At 47.1% G+C, this 23,534-nt stretch carries 17 protein-coding genes and 2 pseudogenes; all 19 read right to left on the bottom strand.

Features of this window, described 5'->3' with window-relative positions; translation table 11 throughout:
* Positions 1–65: 65 nt before the first annotated feature.
* On the bottom strand, positions 66–3,017 hold the full coding sequence (locus QFZ78_RS24930; RefSeq protein WP_307551525.1) for an extracellular solute-binding protein: 2,952 nt from the start codon (positions 3,015–3,017) through the stop codon (positions 66–68).
* A 74-nt stretch (positions 3,018–3,091) separates the two neighbouring features.
* Positions 3,092–4,063: an ABC transporter substrate-binding protein gene (locus QFZ78_RS24925; protein WP_307551523.1), complete on the bottom strand. Its 972-nt coding sequence runs from the start codon at positions 4,061–4,063 to the stop codon at positions 3,092–3,094.
* The gene (locus tag QFZ78_RS24920; protein ID WP_307551521.1) at positions 4,005–4,484 is read right to left on the bottom strand and encodes a type 2 periplasmic-binding domain-containing protein; all 480 of its coding nucleotides are present in this window, start codon (positions 4,482–4,484) and stop codon (positions 4,005–4,007) included. The genes QFZ78_RS24925 and QFZ78_RS24920 overlap by 59 nt, the downstream gene beginning before the upstream one ends.
* Positions 4,485–5,066: 582 nt before the next feature.
* Positions 5,067–6,215, bottom strand: coding sequence for a GntR family transcriptional regulator (locus QFZ78_RS24915; RefSeq protein ID WP_307551520.1), 1,149 nt, complete (start codon positions 6,213–6,215; stop codon positions 5,067–5,069).
* 83 nt (positions 6,216–6,298) lie between these two features.
* On the bottom strand, positions 6,299–8,938 hold the full coding sequence (locus QFZ78_RS24910) for a transglutaminase domain-containing protein (protein ID WP_307551518.1): 2,640 nt from the start codon (positions 8,936–8,938) through the stop codon (positions 6,299–6,301).
* A gap of 470 nt (positions 8,939–9,408) precedes the next feature.
* The gene (locus QFZ78_RS24905; RefSeq protein ID WP_307551517.1) at positions 9,409–10,428 is read right to left on the bottom strand and encodes a LacI family DNA-binding transcriptional regulator; all 1,020 of its coding nucleotides are present in this window, start codon (positions 10,426–10,428) and stop codon (positions 9,409–9,411) included.
* 77 nt (positions 10,429–10,505) lie between these two features.
* The gene (gene iolB / locus QFZ78_RS24900) at positions 10,506–11,330 is read right to left on the bottom strand and encodes a 5-deoxy-glucuronate isomerase (protein WP_307551516.1); all 825 of its coding nucleotides are present in this window, start codon (positions 11,328–11,330) and stop codon (positions 10,506–10,508) included.
* 17 nt (positions 11,331–11,347) lie between these two features.
* On the bottom strand, positions 11,348–12,391 hold the full coding sequence (gene iolG, locus QFZ78_RS24895; protein WP_307551515.1) for an inositol 2-dehydrogenase: 1,044 nt from the start codon (positions 12,389–12,391) through the stop codon (positions 11,348–11,350).
* Complete coding sequence (gene fba / locus QFZ78_RS24890; protein ID WP_307551513.1) at positions 12,388–13,266, bottom strand: class II fructose-1,6-bisphosphate aldolase; 879 nt, start codon at positions 13,264–13,266, stop codon at positions 12,388–12,390. The genes iolG and fba overlap by 4 nt, the downstream gene beginning before the upstream one ends.
* 38 nt (positions 13,267–13,304) lie before the next feature.
* Entirely contained in the window at positions 13,305–14,750 is a 1,446-nt protein-coding gene (locus tag QFZ78_RS24885; protein ID WP_307551511.1) for a CoA-acylating methylmalonate-semialdehyde dehydrogenase, read from the bottom strand.
* A gap of 30 nt (positions 14,751–14,780) precedes the next feature.
* Positions 14,781–15,793: pseudogene (gene iolC, locus QFZ78_RS24880) on the bottom strand (5-dehydro-2-deoxygluconokinase).
* A gap of 7 nt (positions 15,794–15,800) precedes the next feature.
* A complete protein-coding gene (gene iolE, locus QFZ78_RS24875; protein WP_307551509.1) occupies positions 15,801–16,709 on the bottom strand; it encodes a myo-inosose-2 dehydratase in 909 nt (302 codons plus the stop codon).
* A gap of 24 nt (positions 16,710–16,733) precedes the next feature.
* Positions 16,734–18,599 carry a 3D-(3,5/4)-trihydroxycyclohexane-1,2-dione acylhydrolase (decyclizing) gene (gene iolD / locus QFZ78_RS24870; RefSeq protein ID WP_307551507.1) on the bottom strand — a complete coding sequence of 622 codons (1,866 nt, stop codon included), beginning with the start codon at positions 18,597–18,599 and terminating at the stop codon, positions 16,734–16,736.
* Positions 18,600–18,763: 164 nt separating this feature from the next.
* A complete protein-coding gene (locus QFZ78_RS24865) occupies positions 18,764–20,320 on the bottom strand; it encodes a response regulator transcription factor (RefSeq protein WP_307551505.1) in 1,557 nt (518 codons plus the stop codon).
* Positions 20,317–22,119, bottom strand: a complete 1,803-nt coding sequence (locus QFZ78_RS24860) for a sensor histidine kinase (RefSeq protein WP_307551503.1) — start codon at positions 22,117–22,119, stop codon at positions 20,317–20,319. Before QFZ78_RS24860 ends, QFZ78_RS24865 begins: the two co-directional genes overlap by 4 nt.
* 155 nt (positions 22,120–22,274) lie before the next feature.
* Positions 22,275–22,490: a YiaA/YiaB family inner membrane protein gene (locus QFZ78_RS24855; RefSeq protein ID WP_307555880.1), complete on the bottom strand. Its 216-nt coding sequence runs from the start codon at positions 22,488–22,490 to the stop codon at positions 22,275–22,277.
* A 42-nt stretch (positions 22,491–22,532) separates the two neighbouring features.
* A pseudogene (locus QFZ78_RS24850) lies at positions 22,533–22,733 on the bottom strand (YiaA/YiaB family inner membrane protein); the annotation flags it as partial.
* A 92-nt stretch (positions 22,734–22,825) separates the two neighbouring features.
* Complete coding sequence (locus QFZ78_RS24845) at positions 22,826–22,978, bottom strand: hypothetical protein (RefSeq protein ID WP_307551500.1); 153 nt, start codon at positions 22,976–22,978, stop codon at positions 22,826–22,828.
* 94 nt (positions 22,979–23,072) lie between these two features.
* Positions 23,073–23,531 (bottom strand): hypothetical protein, encoded by a 459-nt coding sequence (locus tag QFZ78_RS24840; protein WP_307551497.1) that lies wholly within the window; start codon positions 23,529–23,531, stop codon positions 23,073–23,075.
* Positions 23,532–23,534: the final 3 nt, after the last annotated feature.

Here is a 23,534-nt window from a genome sequence, read left to right as displayed (position 1 = left end):
GCGGATGTTCCAGTATCACGTGGCATGCTAGGGTTCACTGCAGGCTGTTGTTTCATGGCGCCCCCTCATTTCTCGTAGGGAAGATTAAACTCTTTCCGTTTTAAAGCAATTTCGTCGTTGATATAACGGACGTAATAATCCATCGTTTCGCGTGGATCGTCGCCTTGTACGACGACTCTACGAAAGGCATTATCAATGTTGCGTCCCGTCAAATAACCGCCCGGAACCTCGGGTATCCCTTTTACCCACTTCATCTGCTCCTTCAATCTGTCGAAATCTCTAGAAGGCCAAGGCAGCGCAGCTAAAGCTTCCATGTTGGCCGTCGGATACCTAGCCGAAGATCCCATGCGAATTTCCATTTGACGTCCAAACGCAATTTGCGTCTCTTTGCTGGTCCACCATTCCATAAACTTCCATGCGGCATCTTTATTTTTCGTACGTTTGAACATGACAACGCCCGATCCCCCACTGCCGACATCGCGACGAAGGGAGCCATCCGGCTTTTTTGTTCCAGGAACAGGTGCAAATTCCCACAATCCTTTAATCTCTGGGGCAAAAACTGACAGCTTGTTGTACATCGTATAGTCTGCGATGCCAATAGGCATTTCCCCTGTACGGAAACGGTTGGCGAAATCCGCTGCGATCGGAATTTTATAATTCACGTAAAAATCGGTCCACTGCTTGAACTCCTTGATCGCCGTTTCCGAATCAAGACCGCTGGTGGCTCCGTCATTAGTATAAAACTGTCCATCATGCTGGTATAAAAACATGGCTAAAGCTGGGTTCGGCGGAAGCGTGATGATATTGGTCGTTTCCAAATCATTCCCAAATGTGTTCAACGGTTTTTGCGGCAGCCCGAACTGCAAGTTATGCTTCTGTAGGGCAGGCAGCATATCATACACGTCTTCCCACGTTTGCGGAGGCTTCATCTTTAGCTCATCTTCCAAAATGTCTTTCCTATAGAAGAGAACTGGGAAGGTTTGCGTTTCCGGCAGCGCGTAATAGCTTCCTGAAAACTCATACGGAACCATCGCACTCTCGTTAAAGCGTGATTTCACGCTGTTGAAATCTGGAAACACCGATAGATCCTGCATCGCATTGCGGGTTGCATAATTGACAGGCAAATCGTTGGGAGCTTGCAGCGCTACATCCGGCCCTTTACCTGCTACCGTAGAAGGCAGCAAAATGTCTGCTGATACCAACTTCAAATTGATTTTTATTCCTGTCTTTGGTGTGAAGGTTTCGTCAATCAATTTCTTGATGGTCTGCGCTTGGTCACGTGCTGAGGTCACCCATACTGAAACCGAATCAGCTCCCTCTTTAGTGTTCGATAACTGATCGTAATTCACAAAGAAGGAAGCAAAGAAAGCTGCTGAGCTGCTTTTGAATTTCTCCCACGCAGTCGCTTCCGGATTCGGCAGCTTGGCTTGCGGCGAGCTTAGCGTCAGATAATCGATGGCGAGCGGTTGTTCATTCACCGAAAGCAGCCACGCCCCGAGTCCCCCTACATTGGTTTTGAACTGATCAATCCGAGATGGCACCGTATCCGGTCTGTCTGCCATATCACTGAGCTGGTAAGCCAGCGTATTCAATATCGCGGTACGCTCATCGTTCTTTCCATTCTGTCCTTGAATCAACTTCGTAATTTTTTGGAGCAAGTCGCTTTGTTTGCGAAACTCCCCAGCCATCTCGGGAATTCTTTGCTCGAGCTGATAATCCCGAAACGAATCGGGCACCGTCCCCGTAAAGCTAATAATTTTACGATACAGCGCATTTAAGTCCAAAATGCTCGTTTCCACCGCATTCAGAATCGGGGCCAAATCCCCCAATGTCACTTCGAGCTGGACTTTGTGTTTACCCTTCGTGAAATAAAACAAGTACGGATGCTCAGCATCTTGGCCGATCACCGTCGTCTGCCATTCGCTATTGAACGGAAAGCCGACATGCTGAAGCTCCTGAAAGGGCATTTTGCCGTCGATGTACATCGTTCGAAGCGAAGCCATCCCGCGCAAATAGTTTTGATGATTTTTCACCGCTATTTGATACAATCCGTCGTCCGGTACATCCAGTTCCCATTCGATCCATTGGCCAGGAAGCCGCCAAGCCCACCCGCCCATTGCATTGTTCCGCAATTTAGATACGTGATACGGCTCTACCGCAGGACTGGAACGATCATTATAAGGCAATAGTGTTGGAGAAGATTTATATAAGGCGTGTTCGCCTTGAACTTGCAGCATCACATCTTTCGCAAGCTGATAACCTTTTTGCGTATACGTGCTCGCCAACGTATCATACGAAGGCGTTGTTGCCGAGTTTGTAAGTCTAAGTGAATGAATAATGAGCGGTTCTCTTACTGAAGTAAACATGATGGAGTGCTTGCCTTTTGAAAAATAAAACAAATAAGGATCTTCATTAAATCCGGTCGCATCCTTTAATAACGATGCCTGCCACATCGGTTCTTCCACTTGCGATGGAACCAAATCGTTGCCCTGCTCGTCACGCTCGAACTCATTTTTATCGTTCTTCCATATTCGTTGGAACGTCATACTTTTTGCCTCGGCAAATGGTACCGAACCGTCAATCCGCAATTCTCTTTCTATATCCGAATCTTTCCCGCTTACTGTGTAGTAATGGATGCCAATGTTGTACAATCCCTCTTGCTCGACTGTAAATTGCCATTCAATGGACCCCGTATCCGAAGTCAGAATGGACTTCCCGTTTTCCCCTTGATAATTGTCTAGAACAGAAACGCTCATGCCTTGGGTCGAACTGAATTGTTCGGTGGGAATGACGGTTTCAGCGCTTGGGCGCACCGATTGTTTATACTTGGCCAAATATTCCGCATAGCTGCCTTTTTTATATGTATCTGCCAATGCCGATAACGCTGTACCGCTTATTGGACTCTCTTCCGCTGTAACGATTTGGCGGGAACCGCCGCCGAGCCACTGATACGGTGCGAACCCGGTTGCAAAAAACAAAACGAATATGAGGAACACTTTGGCGAATGCTCGGCGCATGGGTTTTCCCCCTTTTCTTAACTTTGCCCCTAATCCCTGCTAGCATGGAATTAGGGGCATGGCATCATAACTGTTTATTTGCTTTCCTCGAGCAGTTTACTGATCTTCGCTTCGAATTGAGGCTTCACTTTGTCTACCGCCGTTGCCGGAGAAACTTTACCTTCTGTGATGTCCTTCACAATACCTTCGAACAATTTTTCTCCGTCCGGAATCCCATAGTAAGAAATGTAATTAATGCTTTTATCCATTTGCTTACGTGTATCCATGGACTCTTTGTTCGGGTATGACTGCTGCCAAGATTGCTCGGAAAGCTTTCTGCCTTCTTCATTCAAGCTGATTTCGTCCATAATATGCAAAGCAACTTCCGCATTCTTCGAGTACTTAGATACCATCCACATGTTGCCAAATGGCGTGTAGGACACATACTTGTCGGCCTTCGGACCTTTCGGGAAGAACACATAGCCGAGTTCTTGGCCCTTCATGTTGTCCTTCAAACCACCGAGTTCCCAGCTGAAGCCCGCGTACATGACGCCTTTGCCCGCTACAAACTCTTTGCTGGCATCTTCTGGAATCGGCTGTTCGATTGATTTGTCTACGTTGAATAGATCAGATGCGTATTGCAGCGCTTGTATGGCATTTTCACTGTTCAAAGAGAACTTGATGGCTCCGCTCGAATCTTTATCCACAGCCCCTTTGTTCGTGTAAACTAATTGCTCCGCGAATGCTTTCACTTTGCCATAAGCGCCAGTGATGCCCCATACATCGGTTTTACCGTCACCATTTGTGTCCTGTGTCGCTTTTTTGGAGAACTCGCGGAATTTCTCCCAATTCCATTGGCCTTTTTGCTGCAGTTCGTACGGATCTTCCAAACCAAGCTTCTGTACCAACGTTTTATTATAGAAGATACCGTACGGGGACGGAGCGGAATCAATCAACCCGTATTGATGGTTATTGTAGCTGCCGCCTGCTTTCATCCAATCGATATATTTAGGGATCAGATACTTTGATCCATTGATCGATCGGCTGGACAAATCCTTTATTCGCAAGCTGCGGGAACGCCCAAAATAATTCCATGCGCACGATATCCGCAAACGGCTGTCCGGATAGAGAAGTAGTCGTGAAATTCTCTACGTATTTGTTGTAATCCCCGAATTTAACAAACTCGATTTTGCAGTTGTATTTCTTTTCAGCAGCTTCAATTAATTTGATTTGCGCTTCTTCTGCCGGGCCTTTCTCTTTCGCTGTTCTCGGGTCGGCTCCGTCATACCAGACACCAATTTTAATGCTTTGACCATTCAAATCGACTTTCTTTTCGTCTGGTTTCGCACTTTGCGGCGCCGCTGTTGTTTGTGCAGTTGGCTGTGGTGTCGGCGATGATGTCTTGTTGTCCGTACCCTGTGAACAACCAACTACACCCGCGACCATCGTAAGAGCTACTGGAATTGCAAGTAATTTAAACGCTTTCATTCGAACCCCTCACTATCCTTTGGATTTTGAAAAAATTAAAACGCTTACAAAACGATCTCTTTACAAGAACAAGTTGAATCCCATTGTGAACACCCGAGTTATGTATGCCAACTAAAATAGTACAATGGATGTTTAATCCTCCTTAATCAGGAGAATCGACACAATTAGATATATCTTTAACCTCGTTCTTTAATAAGATTATAGCGAAATGACCTATCTTTGTAAATAGTTAATATATCTTTTGTTAAAACCAATAAATTTGGTTATACTCAATTCGTCCGTTGTACAACCGGCTTGCGCGATCCTTGGTTGAGCTTGTTTATCTGATGCAAAGCAAGCTATGCCTAAGTGACCTAATGCTTACTTGAGCATGTAAAAGTTGTCTTTGTTCAACTTTAGGTAAGCTAATCCGCGTTTTCCACGCGATTGTTGCATGAAATACAACATCTATACTTTACCAGAAGAAATCAAGGAAATTGTTGTACGCTGTACAACTTGCCTTACGTCACCTTACTCCCCAAAATGCCGTGTAAATATAAAACCTTCCCATAGGAAGGCATGATACCTGGGAAGGTTCGCTGTTTATAGTTGTATGGCTGGCAGATCCGTCGTATATGGATTCGGGCGTGGCCCAGTGGATTCGCGTTCAACCCATCGTACCGGAGTTTTAATTTTGTATTGTTCGGTATCGGCGTTCTCAATCCTCCGAATGATGATTTCCGCCGCTTGGCGCCCAATCGAGTAATAGTCTTGGCCGACCGAAGATAATGGAACTTCGACATGCCTGGCTATTTCATGGTCGTCAAAGCCTGCTATGGATAGCTGTTCGGGAACGCCAATCCCCATTTCCAAAGCTGTTTTGAGCAGTTCGACAGCAAGATGATCATGCTCAACCTGAAGAGCGGTAACCTTCATATGCCTCAATTTCGCAATCAACGATTTGTAAAATCCTTTCGCGTTTGCCCCACTCAGCTCACGATAGAAATCCGTTAGCACGAGATCAGAATCGATTGACATCTTATGGTCTTTTAGCGCTTTACAATAACCTAGGTACCTGTCTCTTACAGAACTGCGGTATTCAATGCTGACACTGGAAACAAAAGCGATCCGTTCGTGCCCGAGTTCAATCAATCTTTTGGCCGTCAGATACCCACCTTCAAAGTTGTCGGATACGACACTGCTGATAGGCAAGCTATCGAAATATTGATCGATCGTCACAATCGGATAATCGTTCCAATAGAGTGCATTGATCACATCGATGTTGCTGATGGTGCTAATTGGATACAAGATGATACCGCTCAGGCCGCTTTTCGGCACCTTAGCAAGTATCTCTTTTTCTTTTTCTTTTCTCCAGTTGCTGTTGTGTATGCTCAAATAATAACCTTTGGAGTCCAAGTAATCGTGGGCACCTTTGATATAATCAAGCTCACTTGTAGCCATATAAGGCAAAATCATCGCGATGATGGGGTTCGTTGCGTTTGGAATACCCGTATCAACAACCTCTTCCGGATATTTCACGTAGCTTCCGCTGCCACGTTTGCGGTAGATCATGCCTTCCCGCTCCAACTCGATCAAGGCGCGTTTGGAAGTAATCCGGCTGACGCCGTACTGCATCGCAAGCTCTACTTCGGTCGGAAGCTGCTGTTCAGGCACATACTCCCCTGATCTAATCTTTTCTTTCAAATCGCTCAAAATTTTCATATAAAGCGGTTTAGTATCCAATTCCAACACATCACTTCCAGTTGTCCATGCATCTCGTAGACTATTTGATATAAAAATATATACCAACATTGTAAATTAAATATACCAAATTATCAAGCGTGCTTATTGGGCCCAAACGACTCTTCATCCGACTGCCTTACAACTTGCAGCGCCTCTTTACCGATACCCAGCTTATAGCCGGCAGACAGATACCGGATGCGGCACTCGCGGTCTACCACAAAAACAAGCGGATGATTGGGTTGAAGCCCCGACTGGATGCCAGACAGCACGAATTGCAGGCCTTCGCTGGAGACGTCTTCTGCAAAACCTGTTTTGGCAGGTAAGCCTTCGTAAGCGTTCGGCTGAAACGCAGCAGTCACTTTATCATCCTCAACAACTAGGCAAATGGAGCCACCCCAATCATCATACTCCTTAGAAACCTCTCGGAGTTCCCTAATTAAATGCTTCGTAGGTTCCCTATCCGGATCAATCCAAGCCATGAGTAGACCGCGACGTTCGGCCAATTCGCCTAGCGTACTTCTTTTACCATTGAAAAAGGAGAAAGACATATCTCGATCGACCGATCCCAATACAGGTGCTTGAACGGATTCCTTGGAAAAAGCAGGTATAATTTCCGTTGTTTTATCTGGTAATACAGTAAACATCGCGAATTGGACCCTAGCCGTCCCATCCGGCAATCGCGTACCTGTCGTTAATCGGTAACTGCCGGACTTCACAACAAGGGGCTCCTCATAGAAGTCCTTTTGGCCAGCTGTGAATTGAAGCGTCTTGTACTGGCCATTTTCAAAGCGAGCCAAAGAAAAGTTACGGAAATATTCCAAATCATTATCGGCTGAGGCATTGGAGATGAACCTTATGCTCCCTATTTCCTGGTTATCCGTTAAGTCCACCCGTTCTTGGTCGCCCTGGTGTAAAAATACAACGTCCTTCCACGACTCACCAGCCCGAAATTGAGGACTCCGTTCGCTCGGTTCAAGACGCGCAGGGATCCCTAGGCTTCGTGCCAACGCTACGAAAAGAATATCGCGGCTCAAACGGTCGCCTTTTTGCAATCGAAAGCTCCCTATAGGTGTAGCCATTCCCTGATAATAATTCAAATCTTCCACAATCTCAAAGTGCTCCGAAAGCCAGCCAACCAACTTAATTGGATCCTCCCGGAAACTTCGCTGCTCCGAATCTGTGAATTGTTCCAGTAAAAATTTCCTATAAGACCGTATCATTTCAAAATGAACTCTTGGACAAAGGATGTAACGTATAAACGTTTCTTCATCAAACTTTCCTTTAAACATAGCGGACTGGATAAGATGGTCTGCAAGCGTTGACCCGATTGTATCCGTCAAGTCTTTAACATTCAAACTCTCTAGCAGTTTCAACGTCCATTCGCCGTATTTCGGCGTATATTCTTGTATAAAAGCAGCGATTTCGTGACTGTTACCACGCGCTTTCTCCAATATGTCCCTGACCCTGCTCGCGGGCAAAGACAACTTTTTCGCTAATACTTCTGCCTGAAGGGCATCCACGAAGGAAGCTTCATATTTTTTCCTGATGCTCGCGCCCTCTTGAATACGACGGTTGTTCTCTTGTTTTTCGGCTTCGGTGATAGCGGCTCCATTGGCATCTGCTTGTTCCTGCGGGGGAACCATATCGAAGACGCTGATCCCATTCTGCGGCAATTTATCGGACAATTGAATGTCAAATACATCGGCATCCTTCACACTAATCTTTTTCGTCCCCCAAAGATTTCCCGAGACCGAATGAATCAACAAATCACCAAGGCCTGCGGTTAAGAATGCTTCCCCTCGCTCATCTGCTGGTATAGTAGCAATAGGTGAAAAATCAGCATAATTGTATACTTGGAAAATGACAGTGGCGCCAGGCACCGGGTTTCCCTTATCGTCTCTAACCCTGATTGTAATCTTTTTGCTTGGAGCGTAAGGGCTCAATAAATTGATTTCAGAGTACCAAGGATGTGCTAATGTAAGCTCCTCCGGACCTGGATAGTTGGCTGCAACGCGAGTATTGACGAGCATCGCCCGCTTAGCCGGCCCACGAAACCACCCCTCATTCAGTCGAGGCTCCGGCTCGCATGCGCCAAGGAAATACCATTTCCCATCGGCCCAGGCCTCCACCCAAGCATGATTGGAATCACAATGTGCCCATCGCGGTGTATAGCACTGGCGAGCAGGGATGCACAAACTCCTTAGTGCTGCCACCAATAGAGTCGACTGTTCTCCGCACCTTCCCAGCGTATTGCGGACCATCGTCAGTGGGGAAACCGTTCGCGGGTCGCATCCGACATAGGTCGCTTTCTCATGACACCAGTGATTGATTTCCAATACGGCCTGTTCCATCGAAAGGTTCTTGACCCGATCAACTAATTGTCCGAAGAACCATCCCCTGCTGTCCTCAATGTTTTCATTGTTTACTCGGTATGGAAGCACAAAATGCAGAAATTCATGATCGGGCACACGACTTCCCCATTGCACATTTTCACGGATTTCAAGAGTTGTTCGCACGTGGCTTAAAAAGAGACATCCCTCATAATCCGCCAAATCATTCAGCGGCATGTACGCGTATAAAAATTTAAGAGCCCATGCTTCTTCTTCACTCATTGGCTTCTCAAAAATGGCAAAAAGCTCCTTCTCCCTCGCTTGCGCCACCCCTCGTTTGAATCGCATCTTTTCTTCGATTCTCGTGATCGTAGTGCTGTCTAACGAAAAAACATTCGTCATCGTTGTGCCCACTCCCTTAGTAATTTTTTAAGTGTCACATCCATAATGATATATCTTTTGAATTATATATTACAATATAGTATATCTAATTTAAATATATTTTTTAATACCTCTCTCAGTAGTTTATTTAGGAGCTGCTGCTGAGATCTGTGACTCTGCCAACTCAAACGTGGTTATTACATGAACGTGGCAGCCAAGTAGATATATCTGGATACCTGATAATACGGAATAATGACTTACGCCGTTCTTGAAAAACAAGTACGTTCAAGACGTATATGTTGAAGCATTCGCTTGCTTCTCCATGTAATGTTGTACGTTGTACAACATTTGGCGAGCTAATCCACGGTTTCCACGCGATTGTTGCAAAAAATACTCCCCCCCCCCCCCTAACTCAAAAAAGTACGAGTTCTTATAAATGCAAAAAAACTGCTTCCCACAAAGGGAAACAGCCTGTTATAGCTACACATATATTAATTACATTCCGTTGGAGCCGCAGTGGATTGCCTAACAATCAGCTCGGGACGCATCACAACACGTTGCTTGGCTTTCGATTCTTTCTTCAGTTCCTGGATCAGCAAATCGACAACCATTTTCCCCATCGGCTCGATCGGCTGAGCGACTGTCGTAAGCGGCGGATCTGTCACTGAAGCCAGAATCGTGTTATCGAAACCGATCACAGACAGATCCTCTGGCACGCGCAAGCCAAGCTGTTTAGCTGCCTGAAGCGCACCGATTGCGAGCAAATCGTTACAGCAAAACAGTGCAGTCGGCCGATCAGGGTTCGATTGTTCCAACAGTTCAAGCGCTTCACGCTTTCCATCCGCTACAACGTAGTGGCAATTGCGTACGTTGTTTTCCGGCAGATGAACTCCCGCTTCTTCCAGCTTGCTCTTGAAGCCCCGCACCCTTTCACGGCTGCTGCTTACTTTCGAGTGCTCAGCCAGGATGGCCATGCGCCGATGACCCAAATCGAGCAGATGCGTTGCTGACAACGCACCTCCGACAAAGTCATCCACCACGACAGTATGAACGTCGATATCAGGCATTTCCCTTGCAATCATAGCAATGGGGATCGCTCTCTCCATCAATGGAGTCAGCATCTCTTTATTGTCCATCCCCGTACCAATAATCATGGCATCCACACTTTTTTGCTGAAGCAAATTCAGATATCGCTCTACCCGTTCATCTTTATTGTCGCTGCTGCAAATAACCAGACTATAGCCCATTTGATGGCCTTGGTCCTCTACAGCTCGAGCAATTTCCGCAAAAAAAGGATTGGAAATATCGGGCACAAGCAGACCTAATGTATAGGTCTTTTTACCAGTCAGCGCTGACGCGATCACGCTAGGCTGATAATTGAGCCGCTCCATAATTTTTATGATTTCACCGCGCCGTTCTTCGCTTATTTTTCCTTTGCCGTTCATGACCTGCGAGACCGCCGCAATGGACACACCGGCCTCTCTAGCCACATCATAGATGGTTGCCTTCATTCCTACTACCCCATTTTTCTTGAAGGATACTTTTTTTCTTCCATTATGAAGGGGCTGACGGGAACTTGCAAACCGGTTTACGCTTCGCGCGGCTTCGTCATGATCCAGGCATGTTCCGGATCATTATGAAACTTCCATGTTCGGGTAGGTCCCGCCATAACATTCAGGTAATACACATCATAGCCTGGAGGGGCCGAAACAGGGTGATAACCACGCGGAACGAGCACGGTTTCGCCATTCTTAACAATCAACGTTTCATCGAGCGACCGATCGTCCGTGTACACACGTTGAACCGCAAATCCGTGCCCCGGATCGACGCGATAATAATACGTTTCTTCCAGAAACGATTCGTCCGGAAGCGCATCGCGATCATGCTTATGAGGCGGATAGCTCGACCAGTGCCCATTCGGTGTGAAGACTTCAACCACTAGCAAGCTATCCGCTGGCTCCTGCTCTGGCAAGATGTTATGAATTTGGCGCTCTATATTGCCATAACCACGCGTCTCTACCCCCACCTGATCAGGTGCAATCAGACGTGCCTTATGGTTGCCAGCACCAGGAGCAGTGCAAATAGCAAGCTCCACTGCAGTCAGCGCGGTGACCTCGTAGCGATCATCATTAGGTACATAGACGGAATATGGCGGTATTTTCTCAAATACGTTCATCCGCTGCCCAATATTTTTCCACTCCGCTTGCTTGGTAGCCACATCGGCTTTGCCGCTAAGCAGGACCAGACAAACTTCCAGCCCAGCTGTCTCGCGACTCAAGGATTGCCCCTCTGCAAGCTGTACAACTTCGAAACCTACATACTTCCATCCTGCTGACTCCGGAGTCACTTTCAAAAGGCTGCCTTCCTCATTCGGGGAGGAAGCCGGCGTTACAATCAGTTTGGACCTGTTCATGTTAACGTCTCCCTCCCTTACTGAGTTACCGAGGTCTGTTTAAGCAAATCTAACGCCTCGCTTACTTTCACCGGCCGGCCCAGACGGGAAGACAGCTTAGCGGCTAAAGCGATCCGCTCCGCCTGCATACCGTCATAGCCACTCACGGGTACAGGCTTATCATTCAATAGACAATCGATGAAAATTTGTGTTTCTTCCATATAAGCAACTTGATAGCGTTCTAGGAAGAAATGCAGCGGCTTATCGCTAACAATAGCATCCGCTGTACTAACTACGGCCGTAGTAGGGTGATCGTTGGCAACCGCTACACTGCCTTTGGAGCCAAATACCTCAACTCGTTGGTCATAGCCGTATACCGCTTGACGGCTGTTATCGATGACACCGAGAGCACCGTTCTGGAACCGCAGTGTTACGATTGCGGTATCGACATCGCCGTGCTCAGCGAAAACCGGGTTAATGAGCACATTGCCCTGCGCATACACTTCCTCAACCTCGCTTCCCGCTACATAGCGAGCCATGTCGAAGTCATGGATCATCATATCCATGAAAATGCCGCCCGACACCTTGATGTAATCAGCGTGTGGTGGATTCGGATCACGGGACGTGATTTTCACGATATGCGGATCGCCAATTGTTCCTCCTTGAACAACCTCGCGAACGCGCTTGAAGTTGTGGTCAAATCTGCGATTGAAGCCGATTTGCAGCTTCACACCTGCCTGATTAACCGCAGCAATGGCCGCTTCAGTTTGAGTGATATCCATACTGATTGGTTTTTCGCAGAAAATATGTTTACCCGCCAGTGCCGCCAGTTGAATGAGCGGGACATGCGTATCCGTGGATGAGCAAATAAAGATGGCGTCGATGTCTGGGTTATCAATAAGCTCATGGCTGTCTTTTGTAACCGTCTGAATTTGACGAGAAGCAGCCCATGCCTCTAACTCAGGACCTGCAAATAAATCACTCACCGCAACGATTTCAACTTGAGGTATTCGCAGCAAATTATCTGCGTGGATTTTACCAATTCTGCCAGCACCAATAATACCGATTTTAATTTTATTCATCCTACGTTCCCTCCCGCTTTGCCTGTTGAACCGAATAATTGAATTTTGGCTCTAACGGAGGCGATGATCGCTTCCCGTGCCGGCACTAAATAGTTCCTTGGATCGTATGCTTCCGGATGCTCATTCAAGAACGAACGGATAGCGGTTGTACAAGCGATTTGATTATCTGTATTTACATTGATTTTGGCTGTTCCGCAAGCGATCGCTTGACGGATCTCTTCATCTGGCAGACCGCTTCCGCCATGAAGCACAAGCGGCAGTTCAGTCAGTGTTCTAATTTCCGCCATTCGATCGAAACCGAGCTTAGGCTGTCCCCGATAAGGACCGTGAACGGATCCAAGGGCAGGAGCTAAACAATCGATCCCCGTCTCCCTTACTAAACGAACGCAGTCCTCAGCAACAGCGTACATGCCTTCGGCTTCATCTACGACTAAGTCATCCTCGCGTCCGGTGATCCGGCCCAGCTCGGACTCCACCGATACACCCAGCACATGTGCGGCTTGTGTCACCTGACGAGTGACCTCGATATTGTGCTCCAGCGTATGATGAGAAGCATCGATCATAACAGAGGTAAAACCGGCATGGATCGCTCGAATACATAGGTCATAGCTAGTTCCATGATCTAGATGAAGAGCTACTGGGACGGTTATCCCATAGTGCTCTATCAGCGATTTCACCATTCCTACAATACAAGGCAATCCACCCATATAAGGAATATAAGCTTCACTCACGCCTAGAATGACAGGTGCTTGTTCCTGCTGAGCAGCCTGTAAGATCGCTTGTGTAAACTCTAAGTTATTCAAATTAAACTGACCGACAGCATATTTGCCTGCCAAAGCTTGCTGCAGCATCTCTTTCATTGAAACGAGCGTCATGAAGTTCATCTCTCCTGTCGATAAGGTCTAACCCGCTGTTACCAGCGAGCAGTGACCATTTTCTTACGCGTATAGAACTCCACGCCGTCCGTCCCATTCGCATGCAAATCGCCGTAGAACGATTTTTTCCAGCCAGAGAAAGGAAAGAAAGCCATCGGTGCGGGAACGCCTAGGTTAACGCCGAGCATACCGGCATCGATATTTTCACGGAATTGACGTACATTGCTGCCATCCTTTGTAAAGAGGCATGCGCCATTGGCAAAATCGGAGCGATTGGAAAGCTCGATCGCTTCTTCAAGAGTAGCCACCCTAACGATGGAGAGAACAGGAGCAAAAATCTCGTCCTCCCAAATTTTCATACCGCACTCAACTTGATCAAAGATCGTAGGTCCAACGAAATAACCTTGTTGCTCAGAAGCAGCGTCCTTACGTCCGTCACGGACCAAAAGCGCTCCTTCGGTTTCGCCGATTTCGATGTATTTTAGCGTTCTTTCTTTATGCTGACCGCGGATAACAGGCCCTAAGAAAATGCCTTCCTCCAAACCATTGCCAATCGTAATCCGATCAGCGGCTTCAAGCAGCTTGCCCACAAGCGTATCGCCCACTTCTCCGACTGCCACCACGACAGAACAAGCCATACAACGCTCGCCAGCAGAACCGAAGGCTGCATTAACGATTTCCTTCACAGCAATGTCCAAATCGGCATCCGGCATAACGATCGAGTGGTTTTTAGCGCCAGCGAGTGCTTGAACGCGTTTCCCATTGGCAGAAGCTGTTTTGTAAATATATTCGGCAACCGGCTGGGAGCCAACGAACGAAATGGCTTTAACTTCTTTATGCTCAAGAAGACCATTAACCACATCATGCGCGCCATGAACGATATTCAGCACGCCAGCTGGTAAGCCCGCTTCATGGAACAGCTCAGCCAAGCGGTTTGCAAGATGAGGTGTGCGTTCAGACGGCTTCAACACGAAAGTATTGCCGCAGGCAATCGCAAGCGGGAACATCCAGCAAGGCACCATCATTGGGAAGTTGAATGGTGTGATACCACCAATAACACCGATTGGATAACGGTACATGCCGGATTCAAGATTGGACGCAATGTCTGGAAGCTGTTTGCCCATCATCAACGATGGAGCCCCAGCGGCGAATTCTACACACTCAATGCCCCGAAGTACTTCTCCGTAAGCTTCGTTGTAGCTTTTGCCGTTTTCTTGCGTAACGATTCGCGCCAGCTCATCCCAATGCTCCACCAGAAGCTGTTGGTATTTGAACAAAATGCGGGCTCTCCGTGGTACAGGTGTGCGGCTCCAGGTCTGGAATGCCTCTTGAGCCGTACGAACCGCCTGATCCACATCTGCCTTCGTTGAAAATGGAATATGAGCAAGAATTTCTTCTGTTGCAGGGTTATACACCGGTTCTGTTTGTGTGGATGTTGAAGCGACCCATTCGCCGCCGATCCAGTTTTTCAAAGTTGTTGTCATATGTGGATTCTCCTTAGTTGTTCAATTTAGTTAAGATGCTGTAATTTCACCGCGGTTGCAGCGCTCGATATAGTCATTTACTTGATCGGTTGTCGGCATCGCATCAGAGCAGCTGTGACTGGAGATTACGATACAAGCTGCGGCACTGCCGTATTCCATACTTTTCTCAATCGTCCAACCTTGCATGATGCCATAAATAAAGCCGGCTGCATAAGAATCGCCTGCACCAAACGTCTTGACCACCTTAGCCGGAAAACTCTCTTGGCACGATGACCAACACCATCTTGGGTATAAGCGATAGAGCCTTCCTTGCCATGCTTAATAATGACAATTTTCGCTGAGTAGTCGAACCATTTAGCAGCCGTGATCCGGTCATTTTTCTCTGGATTGTTCTCAAAGCGTTCCATCATATCGAATTCTTCGCGGGTACCTAAAATAATGTCACATTTCTCGGCCGCCAGATTGTAGTAAACGGCTGTTTCTTCTGATGTCTTCCAAGTATATGGACGGTAATCCAGATCAAAAATGATAACGACCCCATGCTTCTTCGCGTATTCTAACGCCTGAAAGACAGCTTCGCGGGACGGGCTTTGCGCAAGTGCTGTACCAGAGATTAGAAGTACCTTCGCTTCAGCGATCAGTGATTCTTGTACTTCGGCTGGTGTTAGCAGCAGGTCAGCCACATTGTCGCGGTACATAAGAATGCTGCATTCCGATGGGCTTTTGATTTCTGTAAAGGCTAGTCCTGTAACCGCGCCGGTATTATCTGTCACGACATTCGTTGTTTCGATGTTGTTACGCCCTAAATAATCAGCGATGAAACGTCCCATTTGATCGTTGGCGATTTTACCAATAAAGGCAGTTTTCATGCCCAGTCTTGCCATGCCAATCGTAATGTTAGCGGGAGAACCCCCTACATATTTGGTAAAGGTCATGGTCTCTTCCATGGGACGATTAATTTCATTCGCATTCAAATCAATACATAGTCTACCAATGGCTACAAAATCCAGCGGCTTCGCCTGTGGAAAGGAAACATAGGTCATAGGATCATTACCTTCTTTCTTGTGGAATAAGGGATTCTATATGTTGAAGTGCTTTCTTAGCGTATTCATAAGGGTTGTGTGCAGCCGGATCCTGCTCGCCTTCCAGCATCGCCCAACCCGCATATCCTTGAGATAGCAGCTCCTCAAATATAGGAGCGAAGTCGATACAGCCGTCACCAGGAACGGTGAACACCCCTTTGCGGATACAAGTCACGAAGTCGACCTTCTCGGCGCGCGCTTCATCTAACACGGCTTGGCGAATATCCTTTAAGTGAATATAAGCAATCCGATTCTCATGCTTACGCAGCACAGTGAGCGGGTCCGCTCCTCCGTAATAGGCATGACCGGTATCAAAGAGTAGGTATACCAGAGAAGGATCCGTGAGCTCCATCAGCTTATCGATTTCCTCCGGACTTTCAACAACCGTTCCACCATGATGGTGATACGTCAGCTTTAGGCCGTACTCCTGCGCGATTGCTCCCGCAAGGTTCAGTCCTTCGGCTAAGCTTTGCCAGCCAGCTTCGTCCAGACGCAGCACTTCCTTCTCGTTCGGGGAGCGGCGCGGGTCGAAGTGGAGCGAGCCCCCAACTTCTGCTGTGCTGATGACCGTACTGCCCATTTCCTTGAGAAACTGGGCATGCTTCCTGTAGGCTTTCAGTTCCTCGTCCCGGTAAGCAGGATCAGAGAATAGCACGGATTTCCACTGAGACACGAGGCTTATTCCCCGCTTATCCAGCTCCTGCTTCAGCACCTCAATATCGGTCGGATATTTGCGGCCCATCTCGGTACCTTTCAGACCCAACGCCTGAATATCATCTAGAATTTGTTCATATGTGGTATCCGCGCCATGTTCTTTGACGTCTTCTCCCACCCAATTTATTGGATGAATACCTAGCTTAAATGGCAGATCTTTCATAGATATGTGCCCTCCCCTATATCGTTAAATGGGTCTCGCCGCTTGTATGTTTTTCTTCATCTCTTCGTGCGCTGCAATCACTTTCTCGCTCTCAGAAACTTCAGGGACACCAACCTGCCACCAGGATTCATAACCCTGTGTGTTGGTTCCAGGAACAACAGGAATCTCGATCAGCGTCGTGACTGTTTCTTCCTTCGCTTTAAGCAGCGCTTCCTTTAGTTCTTCAGGTGTGTTTGCTTTATACGCCTTCGCACCTAAGCTGCGAGCATGCGCTGCGAAATCAATTGGCATATATCCGCCTGTCAACTTGCCCGTAGCGGCTTCACGATATCGAAACTCATTCCCGAACCCGTCGCTGCCGTGACCCCTTTGCAAGTTATGGATGCATTGGAAGCCATGATTATCGAACAGCAGCACAGTGAATTTCCGGCCCTCTTGGAGGCTTGTAACCATCTCGGAGTGCAGCATCAGGTAACTTCCATCACCGACCACAGCATAGACCTCGCGATTCGGCTCAGCCAATGCTGCCCCGAAAGCGCCGCTAACTTCATAACCCATACAGGAGAAGCCGTATTCCATATGATAGGTCTTAGGCTCCGATGATCGCCATAAGCGGTGTAAATCACCCGGCAGGCTTCCTGCTGCACAAACGATAACAGCTGAAGGATCAATCGTTTGATTAATCACACCAAGCGCGCGAGTTTGGGCAAAGCCCTCTTCACATTCCGCATTGTACAAACGGTCAACCTCGCTATCCCACTCTGCCTTCAAAGAACCTATGTAACCGTTTTCGTAACCGCTAACATAGTGCTGTGTCGTCAATGCATCTTTCAGTGCACTTAACGCTTCCTTCGCATCAGCGGTAATGCCAATTCCGCTCAATTTCGAAGAATCAAACCCACTGACATTTATATTAATAAACTGCACCTTCGGATTTGCAAAAGCCGATTTAGATGCCGTTGTAAAGTCGGAATACCGCGTACCTACGCCGATAATCAAGTCTGCTTGCTTCGCCAGCACATTCGCTGCGAGTGCACCCGTAACACCAATCGCACCAACATTAAGCGGATGGTTCCAAGGCAGCGAGCTTTTACCTGCTTGCGTTTCTGCTACAGGAATCCCAAAGGCAGCTGCAAATTCCATTAATTCCTTCGTCGCATCTGCATAAAGGACTCCGCCGCCTGCAATAATCAACGGACGCTGTTTGCCTACCATGCAGGCCACAGCACGATTCACTGCTTCTCTTGCTGGTGGACGTCTATCTAGATAGTGAACTTTCTTATCGAAAAAGGCTTCCGGATAATCGTACGCCTCAGCTTGCACATCTTGGGGTAAAGCTAGCGTAACCGCTCCTGTTTCTGCTGGGTCAGTTAACACGCGCATCGCCTGTACAGCCGCGCTCATCAACTGCTCTGGGCGAACAATCCGGTCCCAATATTTACTGACTGATTTGAAAGGATCGGTGGCCGACACCGTATAATCGCCCACAACCTCAAGCTGCTGAAGCACTGGATCCGGCTGTCTTGTGGCAAAATTGTCTCCTGGCAGCAGCAGCACCGGAATCCGGTTGACTGTCGCTGTTGCCGCGGCGGTCACCATATTCAGAGCACCTGGTCCAATCGATGTGGTGCAGGCATAGATTTGCCGACGGTTTTGCTGCTTGGCGTAAGCCGCAGCTGCATGAACCATCCCTTGTTCGTTCTTGCCTTGTATATAAGTAAGGTCGCCTGCGCTCCGTTCCAAGGCTTCTCCAAGTCCTGTCACATTGCCATGACCGAAAATCCCCATGACACCACGTACAAACTTGGTCTCTTGTCCATCCACTGACACGTACTGTTGGTCCAGAAACCGAAGCAGCGCTTGTGCCATCGTTAGTCGAATCGTACTCATGACCATCTTCCTTTCACGATAAAGGTTAAGCGCTTAATCTCTCGAGGTTAAGCGCTTAATCCGATAGTACAACATATTTATTTCGACCGCAATGCCTTTTACAAAAAAAAAACTCATAGACGAAGAAATGGCAATGGCACAGTGTCATCCTATAGCTCTTAACCTTATGATGACGCTCTGCCATTCCTGTATTCCTTAGGTGACATTTGGAACTGCTGTTTGAAGACATTCGTAAAATAATTCGGCTCATCAAACCCGATTGCAGAAGCGATCTCGAATATTTTCATATCGGTATTTCGGAGCAGCAAAGCTGCCTTATCCATACGGAAACGGGTAACGAAGCGCGTAAAGCTTTCCCCTGTAGCTTTCTTAAATACGACACTGAAATAGCTTGGATTTAAATGAATATGCGATGCCACATCGGTCAAGCGGCATTCTTCATTGTAGTGCTCCTCAATGTACTTGACGGCCCTCTCGATTAGATTGTCACTTTTGGCCGCCTGCCAGTTGTTAAATTGCTGCAAGAAGTTCTTCACTTGCTCGGCAGCCCATTGAAGGACTTCCTCCGATGTCCAATGCGTCTGCGGCATTTCGTTAGGGATCCTAGCTAGCGCATTGTTATCATCGGGATCGAATTGCTTCTGTATCGTTCCAAGCATAGCAATGGAGAGAGATAACGCCCCTATTCGCATTTCCTCTGGCGATGAAAAAGGCAGTTCTGCAAGCACCCGATCCAAAAGAAGCTGAAGGCTGTCCTCCTGTCCGATTAGAATGGCAGACATCAGTTGAACTTCCATCTCTCTAACCCTCGCCTGGTTCAGCGACAGCATAATCCCGGATCCTGTCTCACTTCCACTCTCAGGAAGGCTGGCAACAGGTCCGTAAACAATCCCTTTAGTCAAGTTATACAAATCCGCTAACTCATTGGCAGAAGGAGCGAGCCCCATTGAAACCAAATGTAAGCGAATTTTCAAATACTCGAAGGAAGCACTTTGAATGGCTTCTTGCAAGCTCTCTTCGACATCATGTTGTGCCGAAACCAATACAAAGCTGTCATGCTCTACCAAAAGCAGCTGCGCCTCCAGCCCCGCTCCATTCAGCAGCTCCTCTACGATATTGGAGAATGCAAACTGCAGCAGGCTCATATCGCTTTTCCCATACGCTTTATTTACCAAATCCTCGCTGTTCATTTGCAGAAGCCATAGCTCCTTACCAGCCAGACCATCAGTGAGCCTTGCTGCTATGCTCTTCTCATAAGGCAAGTCCAATAAAGCCGCTCGAAGCTCCTGATCTTGCTGGAGCCGCAGCTGCACTTGCTGCTTCTGCTGCAGCGCATACTTAACATAGAACCGCTCGGATGCCTTATTCATCACCTGACGAACATCTTGTTCCGTGCATGGTTTGATCAGAATATCCAGCGCACCATGTCGAACGGCTGCTTGTGCATACTCAAAATTTTTGTATCCCGTCAAAATGATGACAAGCATGTCGGGATGGTTCTGTCGCAAATGCCCTACGAATTCGATCCCGTCCATGATGGGCATTCGGATATCGGTCAACACCAAATCAGGCTTAAGCTCATCCAGCAGAGCCAATGCATCCTGCCCGTTGCTAGCTTCGCCAACCACTTCCCAGCCCAATTCTCTGCCCTCTAACATCTTCATCAGCCCTTTTCGAAAATTCGGCTGATCTTCCACAATTAATACTCTCCCGATTCTCATGCTACTGAACCTCCTGTCTCGACGTTGTTTACAAAAGGCAAAACAAGACGCATGGTGGTACCGCTTTCAATCACACTATTAATTTCCAAACGATAAGGCGTACCATACACCAGCTCGATTCTCCTAACAACACTGCGAACCCCGAGACTTTCTCGCCCATCTGAGCGCTGCGGCAAAGAGGAGCCCTGGAAGCCCAGTATTTGCGAAACGGCCACTTCGTCCATACCGCAGCCATTATCCGTAACTTCAATCTCAAGAAAGCCATCGCGACTGCTCGCTTTAATCAACAGCACTTTTTGCGACACTTTGTTGCGAAAGGCATGCATGAACACGTTTTCTACCAAGGGTTGGAGAAGAGAACGCATAACCTGGCCATTTAGGACATCATCATCCGCTTGAATAATCGTCTCCAAGTCCGTTTCAAAGAGCTCCTTCTGCACCTTCAAATAGTTACGGATCTGCTGAAGTTCTTCCCTCACAGTAGTTAGGGTACGCACAGGCATCAACGAATACTTGAGCATCTCCGATATGGCCGCGATCAAGGCCGCTGTTTCGGTCTCGTCTTGCAGATAAAGCTTCCAATAAATTTCGTTAAACATATTATGCAGAAAATGTGGATTCAATTGGGCTTGAAGAGCTTTAAGCTCCGCTTCCTTCTCACTTAACTGCGTCAAATACACTTCCTTAATTAGCCTGCCGACTTGCTCGGCCATTGCGTTAAAGCTCTCTCCGATATAAGCCAGCTCATCTTTGGTTCGAATCTCAATGCGCGTATCAAAATCGCCAGATCTTACTTTGCGCAGACCCTGCAGCAAATCCTTGAGCGGCCGCAGCAGATTGCCCGTGGAGAGTACGATCAACACACTGGTGAGAAAAATGCTGATCAGACCAGAGTATACGATTTTCTGAAATAATTCCCGATTCTTGCTTTGAATAGCCGCAAGCGAAGTTCCGCTGACCAGCTTGAAGGAAGTCACCTGCGACTGTCCTTGAACGAACAAATGCTGATCCATGGTCTGAGTTTCATTTAAATTTTTCAGCCGTTCCCGTTTATCTACCGAACTCTCCGGCGAATTGCTAAATAACAGCTCATTATTCTTATTGAACAAATAGACTTCGCCCTCTCCATTCTTCGTTAGTTCCTTAAGAGAACCTGAGAAAAACGACTCGTCAAAAGCCATCACGAGCACACCATACGTGTTCAAATCACTATTTTTCATCCATCGGGCCACAATGATTGTGTTTCTGAACCCGCTTGGTTCAACGGAAGATGAGAGCGGCATGCTCATCCATACGAGATCCCCATAGGTTTCGTTGATTTTAGAACGAATGACGCTGAATACATTCTCATCCGGCACATTTATTGACGAGGTGGTATAGCTGAAATAAGAAGGATTCCCTTTGAGGTCATATAAGTACATACCGGTAATGTAGGGCGCATCGGATTTAATCTGGAAAATCTGTTCTTCGATTTGCCTTTTATTATAATACAGATTAAATGGATCGGAATCTTCACTTGTATTGATCCGTGTAATAACCTTTTCGATTTCAGGATTAAATACAACCGTTTGTGAGATCCGTACAACCTCTTGCACTTTTAGATCCATCTTCGCCAGTGCCTCTTCGTTCGTACTCGAGAACTGCTTACTGATTTCTTCTTCAAACAGTGACAAGTTATAGCGATAAGTTAAATAGCCTGTTACACCGAAGGTCAGCAATATGATGACGGATAGGCTCAGAATCAGTTTTACCCTGAAGCTGCGGTTAATGCTTAGTAAAAGTCGACTCCATGATCTCATCTCATTAACCCCTATATCTTAGTATTGGCCAGTCCCTTGACGACATTATAGCAACAACATTCGTGTTCCTGCCATCCTTTTAGTCACAAAGGAAGAAATTGAAAAAAGTTTAGTTCATCGATCATGAACTAAACTTCTTGGTAAAGTGTTGTGTGCTACAGCTCTTCGAATTTATTTTCGGATTTATTTTCAATCGGCTGCAGGAGCTCATCATCGTTATTGTCACGCACCGTTTTTTGGAGAACAAAGGAAGACATCGTCAGGAACAAGGCCGTAACAGCGTAATAGCCTTTGACAGAAAGCAGCTGCTCTAGATTAATTATGCCGATAAACATACCCAGAAGCGCTAGAGCGAAAGAGCTCCATGCCAAGAAGGTGAAAGCCGCTGTATTGCGTTTGCGTGAACCGTAGCCATCCTCCAAATTATCACGAATGACCTTCTGTAAGACAAAAGCCGACATCGTGAGAAATAACGCGCAGACGGCGAAATAACCTTTGACACTCAGTGATTCTTCCAATGTATAAATCCCGATGAACATCGCCAGGAATGCCCCAATGAATGATGCCCATGCCATAAAAGTGAATGCTGTCGTATTCCGTCTCCGATTATCCATCATCTCAGAAAGCCCCCTGTGGTTGCTGCCGCAACGCTTTAATGTCTTGCTCTTGTTCTTAGTATATGAGATAGCTTTCCTCCCAGATAGTACTATTTACCAATAGTACCCAATGCTTCATCTAAAACACGGGTTACATCTTTCTTGAGCAGAGTGCTTGTAAGGATTGATGCAAAGCAGGTTACGCCGCTCAAGACGTAGAAAGCATCCACTGGCTTATCCGGGTAATGTTGTACGTTGTACAACTTCCGCCTTCCCCCCTACCCCAACATATCAAAAATAACCCGTTTGAGTGTTGACTCAGCACGGGTTTTCTTCTGGTTTTTTCCCAGCAAAAATTCATTCACATATGGCTACACCAAAGGCATGATGCTCCCAGAAGACAGCCTGAATGTGCTTGGTTTCCTCTTTCTCGCAGGCGACAAGCACAATAACCTCCGTCATTTTATCTCGGGATGGGAGAAGATTCGCTTTCTTCCTTTTTTTATGAACAATATCAATTAAGACTCCAATGGTGAAACCCACAACAGCGCCAATAAAGCCCCAAAGAATGGCCCCTCCTTTTAAAATAAAGCCATAGGAAGAGCCAATTACAGTAAGCGCCGTTGCCAGGGCAGTCCCGGCATCAAATAAACTAACGCCATCGGAGCGATGGATCGTGTCGAACATCTTCGGTTTATTGGGTCTCCCCTGCAATGAAACCGCATAAATGTGTTCCTTTAGGATACCCGCCTCTTCAAGGGACGTTATCGCCAGCTCCAAATAGATCGAATGTTCAAATGATGCGATTACATGCATGGT

The sequence above is a fragment of the Paenibacillus sp. V4I5 genome (assembly GCF_030817255.1).
Classification (GTDB): Bacteria; Bacillota; Bacilli; order Paenibacillales; family NBRC-103111; genus Paenibacillus_E.
Note: the sequence above shows the minus strand (reverse complement) of the source record. Positions and strands in the feature narration are given on the sequence as shown.